General features: G+C 68.5%; 21 protein-coding genes. 7 read left to right on the top strand and 14 right to left on the bottom strand.

Features of this window, described 5'->3' with window-relative positions:
- Positions 1–32: 32 nt before the first annotated feature.
- Both folB and folK read left to right on the top strand, forming a co-directional pair.
- Positions 33–401, top strand: coding sequence for a dihydroneopterin aldolase (gene folB, locus SVA_RS00800; protein ID WP_096457409.1), 369 nt, complete (start codon positions 33–35; stop codon positions 399–401).
- Positions 401–889, top strand: coding sequence for a 2-amino-4-hydroxy-6-hydroxymethyldihydropteridine diphosphokinase (gene folK, locus SVA_RS00795; protein WP_096457406.1), 489 nt, complete (start codon positions 401–403; stop codon positions 887–889). The genes folB and folK overlap by 1 nt, the downstream gene beginning before the upstream one ends.
- Here the strand turns inward: folK and SVA_RS00790 are convergent, their stop codons facing one another.
- Positions 890–1642 carry a pteridine reductase gene (locus tag SVA_RS00790; protein WP_096462764.1) on the bottom strand — a complete coding sequence of 251 codons (753 nt, stop codon included), beginning with the start codon at positions 1640–1642 and terminating at the stop codon, positions 890–892.
- Between the two features lie 142 nt (positions 1643–1784).
- On the opposite strand from SVA_RS00790, the gene SVA_RS00785 reads away from it, so the two are divergent.
- Positions 1785–2888: a class I SAM-dependent methyltransferase gene (locus SVA_RS00785; RefSeq protein ID WP_197703305.1), complete on the top strand. Its 1104-nt coding sequence runs from the start codon at positions 1785–1787 to the stop codon at positions 2886–2888.
- Positions 2889–2974: 86 nt separating this feature from the next.
- Here the strand turns inward: SVA_RS00785 and rimO are convergent, their stop codons facing one another.
- From rimO to SVA_RS00770, 3 genes are all read right to left on the bottom strand, one after another.
- Positions 2975–4339 carry a 30S ribosomal protein S12 methylthiotransferase RimO gene (gene rimO / locus SVA_RS00780; protein WP_096457400.1) on the bottom strand — a complete coding sequence of 455 codons (1365 nt, stop codon included), beginning with the start codon at positions 4337–4339 and terminating at the stop codon, positions 2975–2977.
- Positions 4340–4541: 202 nt separating this feature from the next.
- The gene (locus tag SVA_RS00775; RefSeq protein ID WP_096457397.1) at positions 4542–5051 is read right to left on the bottom strand and encodes a DsrE family protein; all 510 of its coding nucleotides are present in this window, start codon (positions 5049–5051) and stop codon (positions 4542–4544) included.
- On the bottom strand, positions 5048–6304 hold the full coding sequence (locus tag SVA_RS00770; protein WP_096457394.1) for a multifunctional CCA addition/repair protein: 1257 nt from the start codon (positions 6302–6304) through the stop codon (positions 5048–5050). The genes SVA_RS00775 and SVA_RS00770 overlap by 4 nt, the downstream gene beginning before the upstream one ends.
- A gap of 117 nt (positions 6305–6421) precedes the next feature.
- Here SVA_RS00770 and SVA_RS00765 point away from each other — a divergent pair, with 117 nt between their 5' ends.
- Positions 6422–7501 carry an aminopeptidase gene (locus tag SVA_RS00765; RefSeq protein ID WP_096457391.1) on the top strand — a complete coding sequence of 360 codons (1080 nt, stop codon included), beginning with the start codon at positions 6422–6424 and terminating at the stop codon, positions 7499–7501.
- Here SVA_RS00765 and SVA_RS00760 read toward each other — a convergent pair.
- Positions 7498–8433, bottom strand: a complete 936-nt coding sequence (locus SVA_RS00760) for a complex I NDUFA9 subunit family protein (RefSeq protein WP_096462763.1) — start codon at positions 8431–8433, stop codon at positions 7498–7500. The genes SVA_RS00765 and SVA_RS00760 overlap by 4 nt on opposite strands.
- Before the next feature lie 52 nt (positions 8434–8485).
- Complete coding sequence (locus SVA_RS00755) at positions 8486–10426, bottom strand: transglycosylase SLT domain-containing protein (protein WP_096457388.1); 1941 nt, start codon at positions 10424–10426, stop codon at positions 8486–8488.
- A 50-nt stretch (positions 10427–10476) separates the two neighbouring features.
- On the opposite strand from SVA_RS00755, the gene SVA_RS00750 reads away from it, so the two are divergent.
- On the top strand, positions 10477–11835 hold the full coding sequence (locus SVA_RS00750) for an NAD-dependent succinate-semialdehyde dehydrogenase (protein ID WP_096457386.1): 1359 nt from the start codon (positions 10477–10479) through the stop codon (positions 11833–11835).
- A gap of 65 nt (positions 11836–11900) precedes the next feature.
- Here the strand turns inward: SVA_RS00750 and SVA_RS00745 are convergent, their stop codons facing one another.
- The 4 genes from SVA_RS00745 to lgt form a co-directional block, all read right to left on the bottom strand.
- On the bottom strand, positions 11901–12530 hold the full coding sequence (locus SVA_RS00745; protein WP_096457383.1) for an outer membrane beta-barrel protein: 630 nt from the start codon (positions 12528–12530) through the stop codon (positions 11901–11903).
- A 138-nt stretch (positions 12531–12668) separates the two neighbouring features.
- Positions 12669–13361 carry a c-type cytochrome gene (locus tag SVA_RS00740; RefSeq protein ID WP_096457380.1) on the bottom strand — a complete coding sequence of 231 codons (693 nt, stop codon included), beginning with the start codon at positions 13359–13361 and terminating at the stop codon, positions 12669–12671.
- 41 nt (positions 13362–13402) lie between these two features.
- The gene (locus SVA_RS00735) at positions 13403–14029 is read right to left on the bottom strand and encodes a c-type cytochrome (RefSeq protein WP_096457376.1); all 627 of its coding nucleotides are present in this window, start codon (positions 14027–14029) and stop codon (positions 13403–13405) included.
- 174 nt (positions 14030–14203) lie between these two features.
- Complete coding sequence (gene lgt / locus SVA_RS00730; protein WP_096457373.1) at positions 14204–15001, bottom strand: prolipoprotein diacylglyceryl transferase; 798 nt, start codon at positions 14999–15001, stop codon at positions 14204–14206.
- 110 nt (positions 15002–15111) lie between these two features.
- On the opposite strand from lgt, the gene SVA_RS00725 reads away from it, so the two are divergent.
- Both SVA_RS00725 and SVA_RS00720 read left to right on the top strand, forming a co-directional pair.
- Positions 15112–17193: a thioredoxin domain-containing protein gene (locus tag SVA_RS00725; RefSeq protein ID WP_096457370.1), complete on the top strand. Its 2082-nt coding sequence runs from the start codon at positions 15112–15114 to the stop codon at positions 17191–17193.
- A gap of 151 nt (positions 17194–17344) precedes the next feature.
- Positions 17345–19159: a SulP family inorganic anion transporter gene (locus SVA_RS00720; protein ID WP_096462762.1), complete on the top strand. Its 1815-nt coding sequence runs from the start codon at positions 17345–17347 to the stop codon at positions 19157–19159.
- A 54-nt stretch (positions 19160–19213) separates the two neighbouring features.
- On the opposite strand, the gene SVA_RS00715 is transcribed toward SVA_RS00720, so the two are convergent.
- The 4 genes from SVA_RS00715 to tpx (SVA_RS00700) form a co-directional block, all read right to left on the bottom strand.
- Entirely contained in the window at positions 19214–21754 is a 2541-nt protein-coding gene (locus tag SVA_RS00715) for a CHASE2 domain-containing serine/threonine-protein kinase (protein ID WP_096457367.1), read from the bottom strand.
- Positions 21755–22007: 253 nt separating this feature from the next.
- On the bottom strand, positions 22008–23465 hold the full coding sequence (gene gcvPB / locus SVA_RS00710) for an aminomethyl-transferring glycine dehydrogenase subunit GcvPB (RefSeq protein ID WP_096457364.1): 1458 nt from the start codon (positions 23463–23465) through the stop codon (positions 22008–22010).
- Positions 23466–23497: 32 nt separating this feature from the next.
- Entirely contained in the window at positions 23498–23998 is a 501-nt protein-coding gene (gene tpx, locus SVA_RS00705) for a thiol peroxidase (protein ID WP_096457361.1), read from the bottom strand.
- Between the two features lie 23 nt (positions 23999–24021).
- On the bottom strand, positions 24022–24522 hold the full coding sequence (gene tpx, locus SVA_RS00700) for a thiol peroxidase (protein ID WP_096457358.1): 501 nt from the start codon (positions 24520–24522) through the stop codon (positions 24022–24024).
- Positions 24523–24537 lie beyond the last annotated feature (15 nt).

Here is a 24537-nt window from a genome sequence, read left to right as displayed (position 1 = left end):
CCGCCCTTTTTGGTTATAGTCCGGCGCCTGCCATGACGCCCGCCCCGCACGACATCGTCTTTGTCCGCGACCTCAGGGCCGAGTGCGTGATCGGTATTTACGCCTGGGAGCGCCGCGTCCGCCAGACGGTGCTGATCGATCTCGACCTCGCCGCCGATAACCGCCGCGCCGCGGCGAGCGACCAAATCGCCGACGCGCTCAACTACAAGGCCGTCACCAGGCGCGTGCTCGAGTACGCCGCGGCCTCGGAGTTCCAGCTCGTGGAGACACTCGCCGAGCGGATCGCCGCGCTCCTGCTCGAGGAGTTCGGCCTGCCGTGGGTGCGGGTGCGCATCAACAAGCGCGGCGCCCTGCGGGCCGCCGGCGACGTGGGCGTGGTGATCGAGCGCGAGAGGCGCTGATGGCGCGCGCCTATGTCTCCATCGGAAGCAACATCGATCGGGAGCGAAACGTGCGGAGCGCGACCGCCGAGCTGCGGGCGCGCTACGGCCGCCTCGTCCTCTCGCCGGTTTACGAATCACCCGCCGAGGGCTTCGAGGGAGACGACTTCTACAATCTGGTCGCCGCCTTCGACAGCGACGCGCCGCCGCGCGCCATCGCGCAGGCACTGCTCGACATCGAGCGCGCGCACGGGCGGGAGCGCCGTGCGGACGGCATGCATTCGCGCACGCTCGATCTGGACCTGCTGCTCTACGGCGACCTCGTGCTGAACGAGCCCGGGCTGCGGCTGCCCCGCGAGGACATCACCCGCTACGCCTTCGTGCTCAAGCCCCTCGCCGACATCGAACCCGAAGGAAGACACCCCGAAACGGGTCAAAGCTTCGCGGCCTTGTGGCGCCGGTTCGAGGGGTACCGCTCGCTCCGGCCGGTCGCGCTCGACCTGCGCTAGCTAGACCGCGACCGACCGCCCGCCGTCCACGACGAGCACCTGCCCGGTCACGTAGCCGGCGTCGCGGATCAGGTAGAGCGCGGCGCGCGCGATGTCGGCGGGATCGCCCGACCGCTTCAGCGGCGTGCGCGAGATGATCCGCTGCTTCGACATCTCGTCGAGCCCGCCTTCCGGCCAGAGGATCGCTCCGGGCGCGATCCCGTTCGCGCGCACCTCGGGGCCCGCCTCGCGCGCGAGCGCCTTAGTGAGCATGACCACGCCGGCCTTGGCGATGCTGTAGATCGGGAAGTTGGGCAGCGGGCGCTCGGCGTAGATGTCCGCGATGTTGATGATTACGCCGCCGGTCTTGCGCAGGTGGGGCAGCGCCGCCTGGGCCAGGAAGAACGGCGCCTTGAGATTGGTGTCGAGGATCTCGTCCCATTGCGCCTCGGTGGCGGCCGCGAGCGGCGTGGCGTAAAAGCGGGCGGCGTTGTTGACGAGCACGTCGAGCCGGCCGAACGCCTCGACCGTCTCGTACACCAGGTTCTTCGCCAGCCGCTCGCCGTTCGCGAGGTCCCCGCGCACCAGCATGACGGAGTCCGGCCGCGCCTCGTGCAGCTCGCGCTGCAGGGCGTGCGCCCGGGCCTCGGAGGAAAGATAGTGAATAACGAGCCGCATGCCCTCGGCATGCAGAGAGCGGGCGAGCGTCGCGCCGATCCGTTGCGCGCCGCCGGTGATGAGCGCGACCTTGTCTTGGAGTGAGTTGTCTGGCATCCGGCGCGGCCTTCCCGCGCGAGGGCAATTGGTCCACGATACCCGCCTTGCCCTTGGCGCGCCAATACCCGTGACTTTCCGACCCCGATCCTCTCCGGCGTTGCCGCCGCCTGCCGCGGAAGCACGAGCACGGAGCGAGGCGTTGGCGGACCGGATACGGGCGGAAATCGCCGGCGCCGGCGGGGCGATCGGTTTCGACCGCTTCATGGAGCTCGCGCTCTACAGCCCCGGGTTCGGCTACTACAGCGCGCCCACCGAGCGCTTCGGGGAGAGCGGCGATTTCGTCACCGCACCGGAGATTTCCCCGCTCTTCGGGCGTTGTCTCGCGCATCCCGTCGCCGAAGTGCTGAATCACCTGAAGGGTGGCGACGTGCTCGAAGCCGGCGCGGGCAGCGGCAATCTGGCGGCCGATCTGCTGTCCCAGCTCGCCGCGACGGGCGCCCTGCCCGGGCGATACCTCATCCTGGAGGTGAGCGGCGAGCTGCGCGCGCGCCAGGAGGCGACGCTGCGGGAGCGGGTCCCGGAGATCCTGCCGCATGTCGCCTGGCTGGATCGGCTGCCCGGGCCCGGCTTTCGCGGCGTCGTCCTCGCGAACGAGTTGATCGACGCCCTGCCCGTCGTCCGCTTCATCGCCGGAGCGGACGGCGCGGGCGAGCTTCACGTCGGCGTCGAGGGGTCCCGGTTCGCGTGGCGGGAGGCACCCGCACGAGCGGCAGTGGCCGAACGGGTGGACGGGCTCGATCTCCCCGCGGGCTACGTCTCGGAAGTGAATCTTGCCGGCGAAGGCTGGGTGCGAAGCCTTGCCGAGCGGCTGGAGCAAGGGCTGATCCTCCTCATCGATTACGGCTTCCCGCGCAGCGAGTACTACCACCCCGAGCGCGCGACGGGCACGCTGGTATGCCACTACCGGCATCGCGTGCACGACGATCCGCTGGTGCTGGTGGGCCTTCAGGACATCACGGCGCACGTGGACTTCACGGCGATCGCGGAGGCGGGGCGCGCCGCGGGGCTTTCCGTCGTCGGCTACACCTCGCAGGCGGCTTTCCTGCTGGGAAGCGGCCTCGACCGCCTGCTCGCCGATTCCGATCCGAATGACGTGCGCGCGCATCTCGCGCTGACCCAGCAGGTGAAGAAGCTGACTCTGCCGAGCGAAATGGGAGAGCTCTTCAAGGTGATCGGCCTGGCGCGCGGCCCGGTGCCGGCGCTCGCCGGTTTCGCAATGCAGGACCGGCGGAGCCGACTGTGAACGGCAATTTTGAATTCTTAATGTCGAATGTTGAATTCACGAGCGCGCGAAGCGCGCACCTTAACTATGCACCAAGAATTGAACATTCAACATTTGTCCGTGGTTGCCCAGAGGTCATGCTCGCCGGCGCGGGTAACGCGCACCTTGATGAAGTCGCCGGCGGCGACGCCGCCTGAATTCTCCAGGTAGACCCGTCCGTCGATCTCGGGAGCGTCCGCCGGCGACCTCGCGATCGCCTCGCCTTCAGGTCCCGCTTCGTCGACCAGCACCGTCATCTCCCGCCCGACGCGGCGTTGCAGCCGCTCCGCGGAGATGCGCGCCTGCAGCGCCATGAGCCGGGCGCGTCGCTCCTCCTTCACGTCTTCGGGGACCGGATCGGGCAGGGCATTGGCGGGGGCGCCGTCCACCGGCGAGTAGCTGAAGCAGCCGACCCGGTCGAGCTGCGCCTCCTCCAGAAAGTCGAGCAGCCGCCGGAAATCGGCCTCCGTCTCTCCCGGGAAACCGACGATGAAGGTGCTGCGCACGGCGAGGTCCGGGCAGGCCTGGCGCCAGCGCTTGAGGCGCGCAAGCACGTCCGCGGCCGCGGCCGGACGCTTCATCCGTTTCAGGATCGCGGGGCTCGCGTGCTGAAACGGGGCGTCGAGGTAGGGAAGCAGGCGCCCTTCCGCCATCAGCGGGATGAGCTCGTCGACGTGGGGATAGGGATAGATGTAATGCAGCCGGACCCACGCGCCCAGACCTCCGAGGGCATGGGCCAGCTCCGTCAGGCGCGTCTTCACCGGGCGGCCCTGCCAGAAGCCGGTGCGGTATTTCACGTCGACGCCGTACGCGCTCGTATCCTGCGAGACCACGAGCAGCTCCTTCACGCCGGCATGCACCAGCGCCTCGGCTTCGCTCAGCACCTCGCCGACCGGACGGCTGACCAGATCGCCGCGCAGCTGCGGGATCACGCAGAACGTGCAGCGATGGTTGCACCCCTCCGAAATCTTGAGGTAGGCGTAGTGACGCGGCGTGAGCTTGATGCCGGCGGGCGGAACGAGATCCGTGAACGGATCGTGCGGGCGCGCGAGCTCGGCGTGCACGGCCCGCATGACCTCGTCGTAGGCGTGCGGACCGGTGACCGCCAGCACCTGCGGGTGCCGCGCGCGGATGAGCTCGGCGCGCGCGCCGAGGCATCCGGTGACCACGACCCGGCCGTTCTTGGCCACGGCCTCGCCGATCGCCTCGAGGGACTCCTCGACCGCGTCCTCGATGAAGCCGCACGTGTTCACGACCACGAGGTCCGCGCCCTCGTAGGACGGCGACAGCGCATACCCCTCGGCGCGCAGCTGGGTGAGGATGCGCTCGCTGTCGACGAGCGCCTTGGGGCAGCCGAGGCTGACGAAGCCGATGCGCGGCGCGGCCTGCGCCGACGGCGCCCGCCGATTGTTCTCGAGTGAGGTTGGTTTCATTTTGGGGCTTCTTTTGTCATTGCGAGCGCAGCGAAGAAGCTCCGTCTCGTGCGATGCGAGATTGCTTCGTCGCTTCGCTCCTCGCAGTGACAAACTATTCAGGGAGTTCCGAAAACGGGCGCGCAGACCAAGCGGACCGACGACTCGTGATTCGTGACGGGCTCGCCCATCACCCGTCACGGATCACCATTCACCGTCTGATTCATTCAATCTTCAGATAAGCAAATCCCTGGCTCTGCAGCTCGGCGATGCGCACCACGCCCGATCGCACCGGCTCGACGCCTTCGATCACCTTCTCCTTGCGCAGTCCGATCGCCTCGCGGGTGATCTCGCACAGCTCGAGCTTCACGTTGTGCAGCTGGCGCAGCTGCTGTAGCCGCTGTATCAGCTCGCCCCGGCGCGCCTTGAGCGCCTTGTCCTCGGCGAACGGCGTTTTGGCGAGCGGATCCTCGGTGACGAAGCGGATGCCGGCCGCGAGGAACACGATGCGGACGTCGTAGTCCTGCAGGTTCTCCTGGTAGGTCGTCACCATGTTGTTCACGTTCTGGATCATGGCGCTCAGGCGCCGTGGACTGCCGAAGTCCACGTGCCAGACGACCTTGGCGGCCCCCGGCTCTCCGCCTTCCGCTGCCGCGGCGGCGCGCAGGCCGACCAGGACGGCGGAAATCACGAGAAAGAGCGGAAACACGAAAGCGGCGGTGCGGTTTCTCATGATCCTGCTCCTGTCGACCGGGCATCCAATAATACCGCGTTGATCGCTTCGGTTCTGCGCGCGCGGATCCGCTCGCCCACGGCCGGCCCCGTGAGGCCCTGTTCGGCCGCCTTCCGTGCGATTTCCGCGGTGTCGACCCCGCGCGCGGCCGCCGCCGCACGCCGGAAAAGCTCCGCCTGCGGATACTCCGCGTCCTCGTGCCCGGTGCGCCCGCGCGCGTCGGCCTCGCAGGCGAGCAGGAACTGTTCCACGCGCTCGGGCCGGCGAAAGGCGTCGAGCGCCTCGATGACCTCGAGCACGGTTCCGGGACGCAGCTCCTGAACGCGGTGGCAGTGTGCGTGATAGCGGGCGACGAGCACCGCGAGGTCGCGGTACTCGTTCGGCACGCGGAAGCGGGCGCAGAAATCGACGATCAGCCGCGCGCCGCGCGACTCGTGATCGATGTGGCGCGGCCATTCGTCCGGCGGCGTGGTGCCCTTGCCCACGTCGTGCAGCAGGGCGGCGAAACGCACGCGCGTGTCCGCCGAGAGCTTCGCGGCCTGCTCGAGCACGAGCATCGCGTGCACCCCGGTATCGATCTCCGGGTGATGCCGCTCGGGCTGCGGGACACCGTACAGCGCATCGATCTCCGGAAAGAGCCGGGCGAGCGCGCCGCAGCTCCTGAGCACGGCAAAAAAGCGCGATGGCCGGTCCTCGCCGAGAGCGCGCTCGAGCTCCGACCACACCCGCTCGGGCACGAGATGATCGACCTCACCCGCATCCACGATCCCGCGCATCAGCTTGATCGTCCCGTGCGCCACGCGGAAGCCCCACTTCGCGTAGCGCGCGGCGAAGCGCGCGACGCGCAGGACCCGCACGGGGTCTTCGGCGAAGGCCGGCGAGACGTGCCTCAGAATGCCGTCGCGCAGATCGCGCTCGCCGCCGAAGGGATCGATGAGCTCGCCTTCGGGGGTCTCCGCCATCGCGTTGATGGTGAGGTCGCGGCGGCGCAGGTCCTCTTCGAGCGTGACGTCGGGCGCCGCATACACCGTGAAGCCCTTGTAGCCGTGACCGGACTTGCGCTCCGTGCGGGCGAGCGCGTACTCCTCCTTCGTTTCGGGGTGCAGGAACACGGGGAAGTCGGCGCCGACGGGACGGAACCCCCTGGCGACCATTTCCTCCGGCGTGGCGCCGACCACGACGTAGTCGCGGTCGGTCACCGGCAGGCCGAGGAGCCGGTCGCGCACGGCGCCGCCGACGAGATAGATCTGCATGGGCTCCTCGAGGAAGGCCGGCCCGCGGCGCGCCCGTCGGGACAGAGGCCACGATGTTCGGGCGGCCATGTTGCGGCGGCGGCCATTGTGGCATAGTGCCGCGGCCAAGGGGAATTCATGCGCCTTCTACGAGTCCTCTTCACGACCCTCGCGGTCCTCTCGCTCCTCGGCTGCGCCAACCTGAGCTACTACGCGCAGGCGGTCAACGGCCAGGTGGAGATCCTTTCCAAGGCTCGCCCGATCGACAAGGTGATTGCCGATCCCGAGACCGGCCCGGATCTCAAGGAGAAGCTCGCCACCGTGCTCACGCTGCGCGATTACGCCTCGCGCGAGCTCGGGCTGCCCGACAATTCCAGCTACCGCGCTTATGCCGACGTCGGGCGCCAGTACGTGCTCTGGAACGTCTTCGCGACCCCGGAGCTCTCGCTCAAGCCGCGCGAGTGGTGCTTCCTCGTGACCGGGTGCGTCGCCTACCGCGGTTACTTCGCGCGCGAGGACGCCGAGGCGTTCGCGGCGAAGCTGCGGGCGGAAGGGCACGACGTCTACGTAGGCGGCGTGACCGCCTACTCCACGCTGGGGTGGCTGCGCGATCCCATGCTGAACACGATCGTCCACCGCCCGACGGTCGAGATCGCGGGGCTCATGTTCCACGAGCTCGCGCACCAGCGGCTCTACGTGCGGGGCGACACCGCCTTCAGCGAGTCCTTCGCGATGACCATCGAGCTCGAGGGCATCCGTCGCTGGCTCCGGCAGACGGCGGACGACGACGCCTACGCGCGCTACGAAGAGCGGCTGAAGCGGCGCGAGGAGTTCGTCGCGCTCGTGCTCAAGCACCGCGACCGGCTCGAGCAGCTGTACGATTCCGGCGTCACGGTCGAGGAGAAGCGTGCCGGCAAAACGCAGATCTTCGCCGAGATGCGCGAGGACTACGCGCGCCTCAAGGAACGCTGGGGCGGCCACGCGGCTTACGATGCCTGGTTCGCCCAGGACCTGAACAACGCCCACCTGCTCTCGCTCGGGACCTACCATCGCCACGTCCCGGCATTGCAGGCGCTGCTGCGGACGCACAAGGGCGATCTTTCGGCGTTCTATGCGGCCGTGACCGAGCTCGGGCAGCTGCCGGAGATCGAGCGTACGGCGGCGCTCGGAAGCATCCTCACCACCGCGACGCTGCCGGCGCGGCTCGAGGAGCGTTAACGGGGCGCGGTCCGGCCCCGCGTCAGCCAGCCGGGTGCGACCCGCTCGAGCGGCGTCGGCATCACGCCGAAGACGCCCCGCAAGGCATTGGCTCCCTCGGCGCAGACGCTGTCCACGGTCAGCGAGCGGTAATTGTCCCGTGAGAAGGGCTTGCCCGGCGCCAGCTCGAGCACGGCCGCCTGCAGCCGCGACAGACGATCGCCGAGACCGAGGATGCGCACCCGCTTGCCCTGGAGCTCGGCGACGTAAGCCACGATCTCGCGCAGCGTGTAGATCCTCGGCCCGCAGAGGTCGTAGCGACGCCCGAAGGTCCGGTGCTCGGGAATCGCGGCCACGAAGGCCTGCGCGACGTCCTCGACGTAGACCGGCTGGAAGCGCGAGTCGGGGCAGGCGAGCGGGAAGACGCCGGGCGCGAGGCGAAGCAGCCCGGCGAAACGGTTCGTGAACCCGTCGCGCGACCCGAAAATCACCGACGGCCGAAAACTGGTGACGCGCAGCTCGGGCGAGGCCGCGTGCGCCGCCTCCTCTCCCGCCGCCTTCGTCCTCAGGTACCGGCTGGGCGCGTCGCGCGTCGCGTGCAACGCGCTCATGTGAAGCAGCCGCTTCACGCCGGCCTGCTCGCACGCCTGCGCCACCTTGCCCGGAAGCTCGACGTGCACGCGCTCGAACTGCCGTCCCGCGCGGTCGCGCGAGTTCAGAATGCCGACGAGGTTGATCACGACGTCCATGCCCTCGAACTGCCGGCGCAGGAAGGACGGCTCGTGCACGTCGCCTTCGACGAGCACGAGCCCCGGATGCACGAGCAGGTCGCGGTGATTCGCGTGGCGGCGGGTGGGTACGCGCTGGCGGTGCCCGCCCTGCGCGAGGCGCGCGGCGATCGCCCGGCCGACAAAGCCGGTGCCTCCGAGCAGGCAGACGTTGAGAGCGGGCATGCGCGCGTCGCGGTGGGAGCCGACCGCGTTGTACAAACCGGCTACGGGCAAGTCAAGGCGCGGCCGGCGCCACCGCCGGCATGCGCGAAGCGAGGCGAGTGGGCGTGAGGCCCAGGCGGTAATCGTAGACCGCGGCGAAGGCGAGCACGTTCTTCACGTAGCCGCGCGTCTCGTTATAGGGAATGGTCTCTACCCACACGTCGGCATCGAGCTCCGATTCCGGAACCCAGCTCGCGACCCGGTTCGGACCGGCGTTGTACGACGCGGTGGCGAGCACCTGGTGACCGCCGTAGCGCTCGAGCACGCCCTTGAGATACGTCACGCCGAGGCGCACGTTGTGCTCCACGGACAGCAGCGCCTCGGCCGTGCGGGCGCCGAGCTTCAGCTTGCGCAGCGTCTCGCGCCCGGTCGACGGCATGAGCTGCATGAGGCCGACGGCGCCGGCCGGCGAGCGGGCGTCCACGACGAAGCCGCTCTCCTGGCGCACGACACCGTAGATCCAGCCCGGGTCGAGACCGTAGCGCTGCGCGTTCGCCTCGATGACGTCGCGGTAGAGGACCGGAAAGCGCAGCTCGAGGTCGTCCGGATGATCGGAGAGCGCGACCGTCTGGAGCGCGCGGTCGTACCAGCCCCACTCCCGCGCCACCACCGCCGCGACCTGGAGCTCGCGGTTGTTCAGGTCGCGGATCACCCAGTTCCATTGCCGGCGCGCGTCGACGACCTGCCCCAGCGCGTAAAGCTCCTGCGCGGCGCGCACGCTCGGGCGCGCCAGCATGGCGTCCACCTCCTCGGGCCCCGCCTCGATGGCGACGTGCTGCATGGAATAGTCGACCCCCAGGCGGTCCGCGGCGAGAAAGCCGTAATAGTCGCGCTCGCGGGCGAGCGGCGCGTACAGCTCCCGCGCCTGCGCCCGCTCGCCCTTGAGCTCGTGCACCCGCGCGCTCCAGTAGCGCCAGCGGGGGGTATTCCGCTCGGCCTCGGGCAGCGCGGCAATGAAGCGCTGTGCCGTCTCCCACTCGCCGGCGCGCAGCGCCGCCTGCACGCGCCAGAGCTGCAACGACACGTCGTCCGTGCGCGCCGAGACCTCGGAGAGCCATTTGAGCGCGGAGGGGAGATGGTGCTGCGCGGCGAGGATTCCGATGTAGCGCAGCACGTAGTCTTCGTCCTCTCCGAAGAACTGGTGCTGCCGCTTCAGCCGTTCCCAGTGGCGCATCGCCTCCTCCGGGTCGCGGTACGCGAGCCGCACGATGCCGTGCTTCACGATCATGCGGGCGACCGGGGTGTCGATGGGGTAGCCCAGGCGCTCGAGCTGCGACACGGGGTCCCGGTACATGTGCTGCCAGCGGCTCACCCAGACCCGTTCGCGGGCCGGCAGGTGCGCCGCAAGGTCGGACGCCAGGCTCAGGTTTCGCGCTTCCATGGCCAGCCCGATGCGCTCCCAGAGCTTCTCGTTCGTCATGTGGCCGGCCTGGCGCCATGCATTGAAGACCGGTTCGCACGCGGCCGGAAGCCGCCGGCCGGTCAGCCACAGCTGCTCGATCCTCGCCATGGTCGCGGCGTCGCGCTTGCCCGTCGCGACCAGCCTGCCGAGCCGCAGGCACAAAAGCTCCGGATCGTCGCCGATCTCGACGTACTCCTGCTCGAAGGTCGTCCAGTCCTTGCGCGCCGCCAGCGTTCGCAACCACCTCTGGCGCATCTGTTCGGCGAGCGGTGTATGAGCGTTTCGCTGGAGGAAAGCCCGGATCGTCTTCGCGGGGACCTGGTTCAACCGGTCCTTGAGGTACTCGTACTCGACGTAACCCTGGAGCACGTACCCGTCGAGGCGACCGAGGAGCGCCTTGTAGCGGGCGACCTCGCCCTTGCGGGCGGCGTCGAGTGCGGCCGGGTAGTTGCGCCGGAAGGACTCGGAATCCGGCGAGGCGGGAGCCGCGCCCGCGACGGAGCCGACGAGAAACGCCGCGACAATGAAACCGGCGAGGAGCCGAGGCATCATACGAACGATAATAGCCGATTCCCTCCATCCTCTTTGAAGCGAGCCGACCAATGGAATCGATCAATCCCGCAACCGGAGAGCGGATAGCCGACATCCCGGCGTGGGACGACGCGGGGCTCGACCGTGCGCTCGAGGCCGTCGCTCGTGCGACTCCCGCCTGGCGGGACACGGGCTTCGGCGAGCGCGCGCGACTCGTCCGCCGGGCGGCCGCGGAGCTGCGCGCGCGGCTCGACGAGTACGCGGCGCTCATCACGCGCGAGATGGGCAAGCTCCTGCGCGAGTCCCGGGCCGAGATCGAGAAGTGCGCGTGGGGCTGCGAGTACTATGCGGACCACGCCGAGGAGTTTCTGCGCGACGAGCGGATCGCGACGGACGCGGGCACGAGCTACGTGGCCTGCCAGCCGCTCGGGACGGTACTGGCCATCATGCCGTGGAACTTCCCCTTCTGGCAGGTGTTTCGCTTCGCCGCCACGGCGCTGATGGCGGGAAACACCGCGGTGCTCAAGCACGCATCCAACGTGCCCGGGTGCGCGCTGGCTATCGAGGACGTGTTTCGGCGGGCCGGCTTTCCGCCCGACGTCTTCCGCGCTCTCCTCATCCCGACGGCGCTCGTCGAACGCGTGATTGCGGACCGGCGCATCAGCGCGGTGACGCTGACCGGGAGCGATGGGGCGGGCCGGCATGTGGCGGCGGCGGCAGGGAAGCATCTCAAGAAGACGGTGCTCGAGCTCGGCGGCTCCGATGCCTTCGTCGTGCTCGAGGACGCGGATCTCGAGGAGGCCGCGACCGTCGGCGCGGCGGCGCGCATGCAGAACGCCGGGCAGAGCTGCATCGCCGCCAAGCGGTTCGTGCTGGTCGAGGCCGTCGCGGAGCCTTTTCTTGCTCGGTTCAAGGAGCGGATCCGGAGGCTGAAGCCGGGCGATCCGATGCGCGAGGAGACCACCCTGGCCCCGCTCGCGCGCGAGGACCTTCGCCGGCAGCTGCACGCGCAGGTGACGGACTCCATTGCGGCGGGCGCGAAACCGCTGCTCGGCTGCGAGCCGCTGCCCGGTCCCGGGTTTTACTACGCCCCCTCGATCCTCGACCGGGTACGCCCGGGAATGCGGGCGTACGAGGAGGAGCTCTTCGGCCCGGTGGCGATCGTCCTGCGCGCCCGGGACGAGGCGGATGCCCTGCGCCTCGCCAACGACAGCCGCTTCGGGCTCGGCGCGTCCGTCTGGACCCGAGACCCGGCCAAGGGCGAGCGCCTTGCACGCGCGTTCGAAGCCGGATCCTGTTTCGTCAACGGAATGGTCAAGAGCGATCCCCGGCTGCCGTTCGGCGGCGTGAAGGACTCCGGGTACGGCCGCGAGCTCTCCGCCCACGGCATCCGCGAGTTCGTGAACGTCAAAACAGTATGGGTCAGGTAGTCACGCGCGCCCGGAAAAGACAAGGCCGGGGTGAACCCGGCCTTGTCCCATGAGTGAGTTAGCGACTACCGAAACCGGTAGGCAAAGCTGGCCGACAACAGGTCCACATCGCTTTCCCCGGTCACATTCTCGTCACCCACATTCCCAAAGCGCTCCCACTCCAAACGCACCGCCGCGTTCCTAGTGACATCGACCGAAACACCGAAGCCGAACATCAAATCAATCCCGGTCTCGCTTTCCGATCCGGAGCCAAAGAAGCTGGCACTCGCACGGGCATCCACGTCCCATCGAAAGAGCCCGATCTTCCCCATGAGGCTGGTCGAGCCGCCCACTGGCAGAAATCCGGTCAGCGCGGCGTTAAAGCCCTGGGCTTCGATACTCAGTTTCGTCACCCCCAGGAAACTGTCCTCCCCTTCAAACGTCACTTCTCCGAGGTCCACGTAACCGAATTCGATGGCCGCATTGGGGCTGAACCGATAGCCGCCAAAAACCTTCCAACCGGTGTCCGTGTCGTCTGCGCTGCACGTGATATCGAGGTCGCACACGATGTCCTGCGCCTTGGTTTGACCGAAACCCAGTCCGGCGTACCAATCTGGACTTTCGGCGGCGGCGACCGTCGTGGTGGCGACGATCGCTACCGCGATCACCACAAATATACGAGAAAGGACGCTAGCGAAACCCTTGTTGTCGTGCATGTTTGCTTCCCCTAGTTGTTGTGAGGCTATCCGATTACGGTGGTAAATAGACAAGAGAACGGCCAACTTACCTACCGGCAAATATTCCAGTCAACACGAGGGAATATCGCCGGGCGACATCGCAACGCAAGTGGCGCTCTATCGGCGTAGCCGTGACAGATGATCCGAGACTGCCTCCATCTCCGGCTCGGTGTACGGCTTCACCACCTGCACCATCTCCGGGTTGGCGTTGCGGCGTTTGCCGTCGCGGATGTCGTGGAGCTCGCGCAGCAGGAAGCGGTAGTGCTGGCCGGCGAGCGCCGGGTAGAACCTAGCGGCGTCGCCCGCGCCATCCTTGCCGTGGCAGCTCGCGCAGTCCCGCTCGTAGAGCCGGCGGCCCCGCTCGAGGTCGGTTCCTTCCCCCCGGCCGTTCGCCTCGGGAGCCGGCAGACCTTCGAGGTAGGCCGCCAGATCGGCGATGCCCTGCACGTCGAGCACGTGCCGGCTCGCGAAGGGATACATCTTCTGGTTGTCGCGCCGGCCTGCGCGGATATCGGCGAGCTGCTTGATCAGTACGGTCGCGTGCTGCCCGGCGAGCCGCGGGTACGAACCGTCCGGCCGGCCGGCCGCGTCGGCGCCGTGGCAGCCGCGGCACACCTCGTAGGCCTCGCGCCCGCGCGCGGCGTTCCCCTCGCGCCTGAGCGCCTCCACCTCCTCGCGCACCGGCGCATCCCAGGCGTAATCCGGGGACTCGATGCCCGGCGCCTTCGGTTGCGCCGGCGGACGCTCGGCGAAGGCGGCCGCCCCGAGCGCCGACAGAAAGAGCAGGACCGAAATCCGTGCCAATGCCATGCGTTGCCCCTCCCCGGTCGGACCGGATCGCGCGGACGCCCTCACTCGAGGCCCGCGAGATATTCCGAGACCGCTTTCATCTCCTCGTCCGTCATGCGCGCGGCGACCGCCTGCATGACCAGGCCCCGATCGTTGTCCCGCTCGCCGCTCGCGAACTTCCTGAGCTCGGCGTACGTGTACGGCGCGTGCTGTCCGGCGAGATGCGGGTAACGCATGTTCCCGCTCGCGTCGGGCAGATGGCATCCGGCACAGGCCGGCACCCCGCTCTCGACGTTGCCGTCGACGTACACCTTCTTGCCCGTCGCGAGCAGCGCGCTCTGCGTGACGGTCGCGGGCCGGCTCGTCTGTTCCGCGTAATGCGCGCTCACCGCCTCGATCTGCTCCGGGCTCAGCGCCGCCGCGAGCGGCGCCATGACCGGGCTCTTGCGCTTGCCGGTCTGGTAATCCTTGAGCTGCTTCCGGAGATAGGCCGACTGCTTGCCCGCGAGCTTGGGGAACTCGGCAGAGGTCGGGTTGCCGCCGTTGCCGTCGGCGCCATGGCACCCGGCGCACACGCTTCGCACGACCTCGGGCGCGTCGCTCGTCCCCGCGCGCGCGACGTGCGGGCCCATCGCGACGACCGCCGTCAGGGCGAGCGTCAACATCATCGGGGTGTGATCGTGCGCCATGGTCGTCTCACTGCTGTCCGGTAACTCGCGCTCGGGGCCTCGCGCAACGGCGGACAGAGCGGCGGAAGTCGACGGCGTCGCATCTTAAAGTCGGGCGCCGCGAAGAGGAAGTGCGCGGGCTCGATCGAGACCGCGTCTAAACAAAGAGCCGAGGTCGGGTATTGGGGACGGGTATCAGCGCGGCGAGGACTGCGCGCGCATGCGATGGGCCCACGCCATCAGCGCTGCGCCGACGAGCACCATGGGCACGCTCAGGATCTGGCCCATCGTCACCCAGCCGAAGGCGACGTAGCCGATATGCGCATCGGGGACGCGCACGAACTCGACGAGAAAACGGAACACGCCATAGCCGATCAGGAACAGCCCCGAGATGGCGCCGGTCGGCCGCGGGCGGGCGGAGTAGAGCCACAGGATTGCGAACAGCGCGACGCCTTCGAGCGCGAATTCGTACAGCTGCGTCGGATGGCGCGGCAGGGATCCGGCGTCGCGAAACACCATGCCCCACGGCACGTCCGTCACCCTTCCCCAGAGCTCCTGATTGATGAAGTTTCCGATGCGCCCGGCCCCGAGGCCGACCGGCACGAGCGGCGCGAGGAAGTCGGTCACCGCGAGCCAGTGGCGGCGCGTGCGGCGGGCGTAGAGCCACATCGCCACGATGACGCCGATGAGGCCGCCGTGGAACGACATGCCTCCGGTCCAGATGTAGGCGATCTCGAGCGGATGGCGCAGGTAGTGTCCGAAGTTGTAGAAGAGCACGTAGCCCAGGCGCCCGCCGAGGATCACGCCGAGCGCGACGTAGAAGAGCAGGTCCGCCACCTCGTTCGCATGCCATCCGGATCCGGCGCGCTTCGCCCGGTGCACGCCGAGCGCCCAGCCGCCGGCGAAGCCGATCAGGTACATGAGCCCGTACCAGTGGACCTTCACCGGCCCGAGCTGGATGGCGACGGGGTCGATATCGGGGGCGATGAGCATGGCGCGGCATTATGACGAAGGCCGCCCGTGCGAGCCAACGGCGGCGGGCACGGATGTACGCGTCGTCGGGGCGATCGCGTATAGTTGAGCGACTCACTGGGATTAATCGCATGGCGGCTCCCGCGCACACGAACCGTCTCGTCAACGAGACGAGCCCCTATCTCCTGCAGCACGCGCACAACCCGGTCGACTGGTATCCCTGGGGAGAGGAGGCGCTCGAACGGGCGCAGCGCGAGGACAGGCCGATCCTGCTCTCGATCGGCTACTCCGCCTGCCACTGGTGCCATGTCATGGAGCACGAGTCGTTCGAGGACGAGGCGGTGGCGACGCTCATGAACGCGCTTTTCGTCAACATCAAGGTCGACCGCGAGGAACGACCGGACCTCGACAAGATATACCAGACGGCGCACCAGCTCCTGACGCAACGGCCGGGCGGGTGGCCGCTCAACGTGTTCCTGACGCCCGACGACCGGATGCCCTTTTTCGCGGGCACGTACTTTCCGAAGACGGCGAAGTACGGCATGGCGGCCTTTCCCGACATCCTGAAGCGCATCGCCGAGGTGTATCGCGCACAGCGCGAGGCGATCCGCGGCCAGAACGAATCGCTGCGCGACATTTTCGCGCGGCTCACTCCCGCCGGCGCGCCGGCGGCGGCGATCGAAGCGGGGCTGCTCGATCGCGCGCGCGGCGAGCTGGGCACCCAGTACGACGCGCGACACGGCGGCTTCGGCCGCGCGCCGAAGTTTCCGCATCCGACCTCGCTCGAGTTCCTCCTGAATCGCGCCGCGCGAGGCGGCCGCGTGCGGGAGCCGGACCCCGATGCACTGGAGATGGTGCGCCACACCTTGACCCGAATGGCCTGGGGCGGACTGTACGACCAGATCGGGGGCGGCTTCTGTCGCTACTCGGTCGACGAGCAGTGGACGATCCCGCACTTCGAAAAGATGCTGTACGACAACGCGCAGCTGCTGCCGCTCTATGCGGACGCCGCTCTCCTCACCGGCGACTCGCTCTTCCGGCGTATCGCCCGAGAGACGGGCGAGTGGGTGATGGGCGAGATGCAGGCGGACACCGGCGGCTACTACAGCACGCTCGATGCCGACTCGGAGGGCCACGAAGGGACGTTCTATCTCTGGGAGGCGGACGAGCTCGAGCGCCTCCTGGGTCCGGGAGAATGGGACGCGGTCGAGACGCGCTTCGGGCTGCGCGGGTCGCCGAACTTCGAGGGTCGCTGGCACCTGAACGTGCGGGCGGACACGGCGGCGGTCGCCGATCGCCTGCAGATCACGGAAGCCGAGGTGTGCGCGCGCCTCGCGAGCGCGCGCGCGAAGCTTTTGGCGGCGCGCGCGCGGCGCGCGCGTCCGGCCCGGGACGAAAAAGTCCTGACCTCGTGGAACGGTCTCATGATCAAGGGTATGGCGCGCGCCGGGCGGCAGCTCGCCCACGCCGGGTTCGTGGAATCGGCCGAACGGGCGTTCGCATTCGCGCGCGGGACGCTCTGGCGGGACGGACGGCTTTTTGCCGTCACGAAGGACGGCCGCACGACGCTCAACGCCTACCTCGACGACTACGCCTTCCTGATCGACGGCGGCCTCGAGCTCGTGCAGGCGAGGTTTCGGGCGGACGACCTCGAGTTCGTCATCGCGCTCGCGGACGCGCTCCTGGCCCGGTTCGAGGACCGTGCGAACGGCGCCTTCTACTTTACCAGCGAAGACCACGAGCGGCTCGTCTACCGGCCGAAGCCGGCGACCGACGACGCCACCCCCTCGGGCAACGGCGTTGCGGCGCGGGCGTTGCTGCGGCTGGGACACCTGCTCGGCGAAGCGCGCTACCTCGATGCCGCCGAGCGCGCGCTCCGCGCGCTGAGTCCCGCCGTCGAGAACTACCCGTCCGCGCACGGCGCGCTGCTGCTCGCGATCGAGGACTACCTCGACCCGCCTCAGACGATCGTGCTGCGGGGCGCGCCGGACGCCGCACTCCCGTGGATCGAGCGGCTGAGCGCCCGGTACGCTCCCGGCCGCATCGTTGTCGCGGTGCCTTCCGACGCCGTTGGACTGCCGGGAGAGCTCGCCGCGCGCGTGCCGCGAGGCGAGGTGACCGCGTATGTCTGCACGGGCCGTGCCTGTCAGGCACCGGTGACGGCCCTCGCCGAGCTGGAACCGCTCGCGAGCATCGCCGAAGCGCCTGGCTGAACCGTCGGCAGCGGATCGGTCGGCCCGCGCGCAGAACTCAGCGGTATCGAAGGCCCCGCACGTCGACATCGCCGATAGGAGAGGAGGGAACGGCCGAGCACGGGCCTAACCAGGCGGGGAAAAACCGCGTACAATGCCGCTTTTTGCGCCGATGGCCCGTACCACTCCGATCCTCGACGTCCCCGCGGCACAGTGCAGCGTCTTCTGGTCGCGGATTTTCCCGTTCCTGCGCTGGTGGCCCCTCGTCCAGCGAGACACCCTCAAGGCCGACCTGATCGCCGGGCTCACCGGCGCGGTGATCGTGCTGCCGCAGGGCATCGCCTTCGCCATGATCGCCGGGCTGCCCCCGGTCTACGGCCTCTACACGGCGATGGTCCCGCCGGTCATCGCGGCACTTTTCGGCTCCTCGCGCCACCTGATTTCCGGACCGACGACGGCCATCTCGATCGTCGTCTTCGCCACCGTCTCGAAGTTCGCCGAGCCGGGCAGCGCGCAGTTCATCCAGATGGCGCTGACTCTCACGTTCCTCGCCGGCGTGTACCAGCTCGCCCTCGGCGTCGCCCGCATGGGGGCGCTCGTCAACTTCATCTCGCATTCGGTCGTCGTCGGTTTCACGGCCGGGGCGGCGATCCTGATCGCGACGAGCCAGCTCAAGCACTTCCTCGGCATCCACATTCCCGCCGGGGAGTCCTTCCTGCACACCTGGCAGGATATCTTCCGACAGTTCCACGAGATCAACCCGTACGTCACGGGCATCGCGGTGGTCACGCTCGCGACGGTCGTCGGATTCATGATCTACCGCCCCCGCTGGCCGGGCCTCCTGATCGCGATGGTGGTCGGAAGCCTGCTCGCCATGGCGCTCGGCGCGCCGACCCACGGCATCGCCCTCGTCGGCGAGTTTCCCGCCAGCCTGCCGCCGCTCTCCCTGCCCGACTTCTCCCTCGGGTCGCTCAAGGCGCTGGGCTCGGGGGCGCTCGCGGTCGCCATGCTGGGCCTCATGGAGGCGGTGTCGATCGCGCGCTCGGTCGCGCTCAAATCCCACCAGCGGATCGACGGCAACCAGGAGTTCATCGGCCAGGGGCTGGCCAACATGGTCGGCAGCTTCTTCTCGAGCTACGCCTCGTCCGGGTCCTTCAACCGCACCGGCCTCAACTACGACGCCGGCGCCGTGACGCCGCTCGCCGGGATCTTCGCGGCCATCGCCCTCGCCGCGATCGTGCTCGTCTTTGCGCCGCTGGCCGCCCATCTGCCCACCGCCGCGATGGCGGCCGTGCTGGTGGTCGTCGCCTGGCGCCTGATCGACTTCCACCACATCGCGAACATCGTTCGCACGAGCAAGCGCGAGACCGCGGTGCTGGCCGTGACCTTCTTCGCGACCCTGTTCGTCGAGCTCGAGTTCGCGATCTACGCCGGCGTGATGCTCTCGCTCGTGATCTACCTCATGCGTACCTCGCGCCCGGGCATCGTCTCGCGGGTGCCCGATCCCGCGGCGCCCAACCGGCATCTCGTCACCGATCCGAAGCTGCCCGAGTGCCCGCAGCTCAAGATCGTGCGCGTGGACGGCTCGCTCTTCTTCGGCGCGGTCGACCACGTCCAGGGCGCGTTCCAGCGCTTCGCCGAGCAGAACCCGGGGCAGAAGCACCTGCTCGTGATCGGCAACGGGATCAACTTCATCGACATCGCGGGCGCGGAAATGCTGGTGCAGGAGGCGAAGCGCCGCGAGGCCCAGGGCGGGGGTCTTTATCTCGCCAAGGTGAAGGACGAGGCGTGCCACATCCTCAAGCGCGGCGGCTACGCCGACACCTTCGGTCGCGAGCACATCTACGCGACCAAGGGCGATGCGATCGAGAGCATCTTCAAGAAGCTCGACCGCTCGATCTGCGAGCGCTGCGACCGACGCATCTTCCTCGAGTGCGGATCGGTGCCGCATGCCGAGAAGGCGCCGGAGGCCAAGGCGACCGCCTGACGCGGTCGTCGTCCACGGCATTCCGGCTTCATCGGGTCCGGGCCAGGCCCGATCCTATCGCGGCGTCCGGCGCGCGCGACCCCTGACGGATCGCACCCGGACGCCGGCCACCAGCGCGTCGCGGAATTCGGCTCCCGTCTGGAACCGGTCGGACGGATCCTTCCTCAGCGCCTTGTCGAGAAAACTCTTCAGCCGCGGCGGGAGAGCGGGCCGGATCGCCAGGATGTCCGGATGCGGCTCGTTGGCGATCTGGTACATCAGGGCCGCCATGGAGTCCCCGCGGAACGGCTGTACGCCGGCCAGAAGCTCGAACAGCGTGACGCCGAGGGAGAAGAGATCGGATCGCCCGTCGACCGGTTTCCCGGCAAGCTGCTCGGGCGACATGTAGAACGGGCTGCCCATGATGACGCCGGTCCGGGTGTTGTTCGAATCGGTGATGCGGGCGATGCCGAAATCCGTGACCTTCACGCTCTGCTTCGCGTCGTCGTGCATGATGTTGGCGGGCTTGATGTCCCGGTGCACGACGTCGCAGCGGTGCGCGTAGTCGAGCGCATCGGCGACCTGCGTCACCACGTCCACGACCCATTCGAGCGGCAGCTCCTTGCCGGGCTGCACGTAGTGCGTCAGGTCCTTGCCTTCCAGCAGTTCCATGGCGATGAACCCGAGGTCCTGCTCCTCGCCGGCGTCGTAGATGGTGACGATGTTCGGATGGTTGAGCCGCCCGGCGGCTTCCGCCTCGCGGAAGAACCGCTCGCGCACCTGCGGCCGTTCGGCTTCCTCGAACTGGGAAAGCGCGATGGTCTTGATGGCGACCACCCGGCCGATGCGCGGATCGCGACCGAGGTACACCGTTCCCATGGCGCCTCGCCCCAGCTCCTTCTCCACTTCGTAGCGACCCAGACGCGGCTTCTCCATGGCGTCCAGCACGATGGTGCCGCTGCCCGCGACCGGGCCCAGCATCACGGCCCGCTCGGCCGCCGCGGCACGCTGCTTGCGCTCGGCCGCATCGCGGAAGCCGGGGGCGCGGCGCAGGATGTGGTCGTAGCAACCGGCGGCCTTGCTGAACTGGCGCTTGCGCTCGAAATCGAGCGCCAGGTTATAGAAGAGCTCGAGTACGGAATCGTCCGCGGGCAGCTTGCGAAACTTGTCGAGCGCCATGTCGAGCTGTCCCTGGCCCTGGAACGCGAGGCCGAGCAGACGGTTCGTTTGGGCCGAGTCCGCGTCGGCTTCCCGCTTGACGCGGGCGGCCCCGAACAGACGCCGGGTCGCGAGGAGCAGGTGGCCCGACACCAGAAACAGAGCCGGGGTGGCGGTCTGCAACCAGAGTCGCTCGCTGAGGAGCAGGTAGTGTCCGGCGAGCAGCAGGGCGACCAGGAGCGTCGCCGAAACGGTCGTCGCCCGCCGCCCGGCGAGGCGCGGCATGACGAACGCGAGATACAGGAAGACCAGACCGAACAGGGCGGCTTCGATCCACCGGCTCCAGTCCGGTCGCTCGTAGTAGTCCTGGTTGAGCATGCTCGCAACGACGTTCGCGGCAACCTCCGGGGCGCTCATGGGCCCCAACGGCGTCGCGTACAGTCGACCCGCGTCGGTGGTTGCCATGCCGACAAGGACGATCTTGTTCCTGAATGCGCCTGCCGGCACGCGACCGGCGCGCACGTCGCGAAAGGAGTAACCGGCGAACGCCGGCTCGCCTTCGCGCGAGGGGTAGAAGCCCGGGTACATCCGCATCTCGCTGTCGGTGCGAATCTCGACCTTCGCGATCCGCACGCCGTCGCCGAGCTCGATCTCCACCCGCGCCGGACGGACATACAGGCTGCGCGCCGCAAGCAACAGCGGCAGCGAAGCGTAATGCTCGCCCGCGTACTCGAGCACCAGACGATGACTGCGCGCGTCCTTGCCGGCTTCGCCATCGAGCGGCATATGGCCGATGCCGCGGGCGCGCCGTGCGAACACCTCCAGCGGCAGTCGGGCAGCGGCCGAGGACGCGGCGCCGGTATCCTCGTTGAGGCTGACCTTGGTCAGGCGGTGTCGGCGCACGTGTTCGGGGAGCGGTGGAACCGGATCGCCGGACGGAACGCCCGGCACGAGCGCCATGGGGATAAAAACCGGACCGGTGGGCGACATGACCTTGGCGAGCTGTGCATCGGTGTCGAGCCGATATTCCGCTTCCGCCAAGAGCCGGGAAATGTGCCGGCGTTGCCTCAGATTCCTCGGCAGCGGGTTCGCATCGAGGTAGGCGCGCAGCGAGCGAAAGTGCTCCAGGCCCCGGTCGGTCCGGGGCTCGTCCAGCGGAACCAGCAGACCGACCGCCTTCGCCTTCCCGCGCACGAGCCGGTCGGTCGCCTCGGCCAGCACGTCCCGCGGCCACGGCCACGGGCCGATCTCCTCGATGCTCGGGTCGTCGATGGCGACGATAACGATGTCCTCGCTCGCGCCCGGGACCCGGCTCGTCATGCGGACGCCGGCGTCGTAGACGAGCAGCTCGAGTCGCCGGAGGGCGTGGGAATCGGTCAGGGCGGCCGCCGCGAGGGCCGAACCGAGAAGAAGGGCGGCGAACCAGTCTTTCCCGTAGAACCGCGCAGCGCCGTGCATGTCACCCGTCCCATGACCGTATGGTGATTATAGCGGCGCCACTTCGGCGCCCCGGCCGGCGAAACGGGGCAGCATGGCGAGCCGGGGCGGACAGGCCCTGGAAAGAGCCCACGTGCCGCGCACCGACCAGGGACCGGAACGGGCGGAATCCGGGCTGCGCGGCGCGCGCAGCCGGCGCACCGCCGCGGCGGCGTCTCCTATTCGGCCTTTTCGACGGGTTCCTGCGCGCGGGTGCTCGGCGGCCCGAGAGCCGCTAGGCGTCCCGGCGCCCGCCCCAGGTCAAGTCGAGCTCGCGCGCCGCGCGTACGTCGTCGAGTCGGCGGACGGGCGTGCTATGCGGCGCCCCTTTCACGAGCTCCGGATCGCCGCGCGCCTCTTTCAGGATCTCCTGCATCGCCTCGACGAACCGGTCCAGCTCTTCTTTCGCCTCGGTTTCGGTCGGCTCGATCAGGAAGCACTCGGGCACGAGCAATGGGAAATAGGTCGTCGGCGCGTGGAAGCCTTTGTCCAGGAGACGCTTGGCAAAATCCATCGCCGACACGCCGGTTTCGTCCTTGAGCTTCTTCAGCGTCACGATGAACTCGTGGGTGGCGCGGCGCTTCGGATAGGCCAGCTCGAAGCCCGCGTCGCGCAGGCGGGCGAGCAGATAGTTCGCGTTGAGGGTCGAGAACTCGGCCACGCGGTGCATTCCTTCGCGTCCGAGCAGCCGCGCGTACACGTAGGCGCGCAGCAGCACACCCGCGTTGCCCATGTTGGCGGAGAGCCGCCCGATCGTCTGCGGCCGCGTCTTCTCGGTCTCCCAGAAGTACTTGTCCTGCAGCTTCCCGACGATCGGCACCGGCAGGAACGGCTCCAGCCGCCCGGACACGCCGACCGGCCCCGCGCCCGGCCCCCCGCCGCCGTGCGGCGTCGAGAAGGTCTTGTGCAGGTTCATGTGGATCACGTCGAAGCCCATGTCGCCCGGCTTCACGCGTCCGAGAATGGCGTTCAGGTTCGCGCCGTCGTAGTAGAGGAGCCCGCCCGCCTCGTGCACGATCTTCGCGATCTCGGTGATGCGCCGCTCGAAGACGCCGAGCGTCGAGGGGTTGGTGAGCATGAGACCCGCGGTCTGCGGGCCGACCGCGGCCTTCAGCGCCTCCAGATCGACGTCCCCCTCGGCGTCGGTCGGGATCTCGCGCACCGTGTAGCCGCACATTGTCGCGGTCGCCGGGTTCGTGCCGTGGGCGGCGTCGGGCACCAGGATCTCGGTGCGGGCCGCGTCGCCGCGCGACTCGTGGTAGGCGCGGATCATCGCCACGCCCGCGAACTCGCCCTGCGCGCCGGCGAGCGGCGTGAGCGAGACCGCCTTCATGCCGGTGACGTCCTTCAGCATCTCCTGCAGCTCGTGCATGCAGGCGAGGAATCCCTGTCCGGTCGACTCGGGCGCGTGCGGATGGCGCGCGAGGAACGGCGGCAGCATGGCGAGCGTGTTGCACGCGCGCGGGTTGTACTTCATCGTGCACGAGCCGAGCGGGTAGAAGTGCGTGTCGATCGAGAAGTTTTTCTGCGACAGGCGCGTGTAGTGCCGCACCACCTGCATCTCGGAGACTTCGGGAAGCAGCGGGCGCCGCGTGCGCCGGAGCGTCTTCGGAATATCGTCCGCCGGCTCCTTGGTCAGCGGTGCCTGCGGGGGATTGCGGCGGCCGGGCTGGGACTGCTCGAAGATCAACATCGCTCGAAACCTTTCTCGTTAGCTGCAATGGGTCATTTGAGGGCCGCAATCGCCTTCTCGTAGTCCGGCTCCTGCCTGATCTCCGGAACCAGCTGCGTGTAGACGACCGTGTCGTTCTCGTCGAGCACCACGACGGCACGGGCGGTGATACCCCGATACAGGCCGTCGAGCAGCAGGACGCCGTAATCCTTGGCGAAGTTGCGATCGCGCATCATCGAGAGCGTCCTCACGTTGTGCGTGTTCTCGACGCTGCAGAAGTGCTGCTGCGCGAACGGCAGATCGGCCGATACCATGATGATCACCGCGTCCGGGTGCCCGGCCGCGTACTCATTGAACTTTCGCGTCGACATCGCGCAGGTCGGGGTGTCGATGCTGGGAAAGATGTTGAGCAGCTTTTTCTTGCCGCGGAAATCGGCGAGCGTCACGTCGTTCAGATTCGCGTCGGTTAGCCGGAAATCCGGCGCCCGGCTGCCGACGGCCGGCAGTTCGCCGATCGTGTGAACGGGGTGCCCGCGGTGCGTGATGTTCGCCATGGCAATCCTCGCTGCGCGGCCGGTTACTTGAGCGCGGCAAACGCCCTGTCGTAGTCGGGCTCGTCGGTGATCTCGGGTCCCATCTGGGTGTACAGCACCGTGTCGTTCTCATCGAGCACCAGCGTCGAGCGCGCCGTGAGGCCGGCGATCGGGCTGTCGGTCAGCAGCACCCCGTAGTCCTTCGCGAAGTGGCGGTCGCGCATCATCGAGAGCGTCACCACGTTCGTCAGGCCCTCGCCGGCGCAAAAGCGGCTCTGCGCGAACGGCAGGTCGGCGGTCACGATCAGCACGACTACATCGGGGTGATTCTTCGCAAACTCGTTGAAGCGCTTGGTGGCGGCCGCGCAGGTCCCCGTATCGAGGGAATGCGCGATGCTCAGGATCTTCTTCTTGCCCTTGAAGTTCGCAAGCGTGACATCCGACAGATCCCCGGCGGTGAGCTTGAAGTCCGGCGCTCGGCTGCCGACCTTCGGCAGCTCGCCGCTGGTGTGGGCGGGGGTCCCTTTGAACAGAACGTTTGCCATGACGCGCCTCCGTGT

The organism is Sulfurifustis variabilis, assembly GCF_002355415.1.
Taxonomy (GTDB): Bacteria; Pseudomonadota; Gammaproteobacteria; order Acidiferrobacterales; family Sulfurifustaceae; genus Sulfurifustis; species Sulfurifustis variabilis.
This window is presented reverse-complemented; position numbering and strand designations above follow the sequence as displayed.

Coding starts and splice junctions, on each gene's coding strand:
- SVA_RS00755 (WP_096457388.1), bottom strand. CDS start 10,426: ATGATGCCTCGGCTCCTCGCCGGTTTCATTGTCGCGGCGTTTCTCGTC.
- SVA_RS00725 (WP_096457370.1), top strand. CDS start 15,112: ATGGCGGCTCCCGCGCACACGAACCGTCTCGTCAACGAGACGAGCCCC.
- SVA_RS00715 (WP_096457367.1), bottom strand. CDS start 21,754: ATGCACGGCGCTGCGCGGTTCTACGGGAAAGACTGGTTCGCCGCCCTT.
- gcvPB (WP_096457364.1), bottom strand. CDS start 23,465: ATGTTGATCTTCGAGCAGTCCCAGCCCGGCCGCCGCAATCCCCCGCAG.
- tpx (WP_096457358.1), bottom strand. CDS start 24,522: ATGGCAAACGTTCTGTTCAAAGGGACCCCCGCCCACACCAGCGGCGAG.
- tpx (WP_096457361.1), bottom strand. CDS start 23,998: ATGGCGAACATCACGCACCGCGGGCACCCCGTTCACACGATCGGCGAA.
- SVA_RS00735 (WP_096457376.1), bottom strand. CDS start 14,029: ATGGCGCACGATCACACCCCGATGATGTTGACGCTCGCCCTGACGGCG.
- SVA_RS00770 (WP_096457394.1), bottom strand. CDS start 6,304: ATGCAGATCTATCTCGTCGGCGGCGCCGTGCGCGACCGGCTCCTCGGC.
- SVA_RS00765 (WP_096457391.1), top strand. CDS start 6,422: ATGCGCCTTCTACGAGTCCTCTTCACGACCCTCGCGGTCCTCTCGCTC.
- rimO (WP_096457400.1), bottom strand. CDS start 4,339: ATGAAACCAACCTCACTCGAGAACAATCGGCGGGCGCCGTCGGCGCAG.
- SVA_RS00750 (WP_096457386.1), top strand. CDS start 10,477: ATGGAATCGATCAATCCCGCAACCGGAGAGCGGATAGCCGACATCCCG.
- SVA_RS00720 (WP_096462762.1), top strand. CDS start 17,345: ATGGCCCGTACCACTCCGATCCTCGACGTCCCCGCGGCACAGTGCAGC.
- SVA_RS00745 (WP_096457383.1), bottom strand. CDS start 12,530: ATGCACGACAACAAGGGTTTCGCTAGCGTCCTTTCTCGTATATTTGTG.
- SVA_RS00775 (WP_096457397.1), bottom strand. CDS start 5,051: ATGAGAAACCGCACCGCCGCTTTCGTGTTTCCGCTCTTTCTCGTGATT.
- SVA_RS00740 (WP_096457380.1), bottom strand. CDS start 13,361: ATGGCATTGGCACGGATTTCGGTCCTGCTCTTTCTGTCGGCGCTCGGG.
- SVA_RS00760 (WP_096462763.1), bottom strand. CDS start 8,433: ATGCCCGCTCTCAACGTCTGCCTGCTCGGAGGCACCGGCTTTGTCGGC.
- folK (WP_096457406.1), top strand. CDS start 401: ATGGCGCGCGCCTATGTCTCCATCGGAAGCAACATCGATCGGGAGCGA.
- SVA_RS00790 (WP_096462764.1), bottom strand. CDS start 1,642: ATGCCAGACAACTCACTCCAAGACAAGGTCGCGCTCATCACCGGCGGC.
- folB (WP_096457409.1), top strand. CDS start 33: ATGACGCCCGCCCCGCACGACATCGTCTTTGTCCGCGACCTCAGGGCC.
- lgt (WP_096457373.1), bottom strand. CDS start 15,001: ATGCTCATCGCCCCCGATATCGACCCCGTCGCCATCCAGCTCGGGCCG.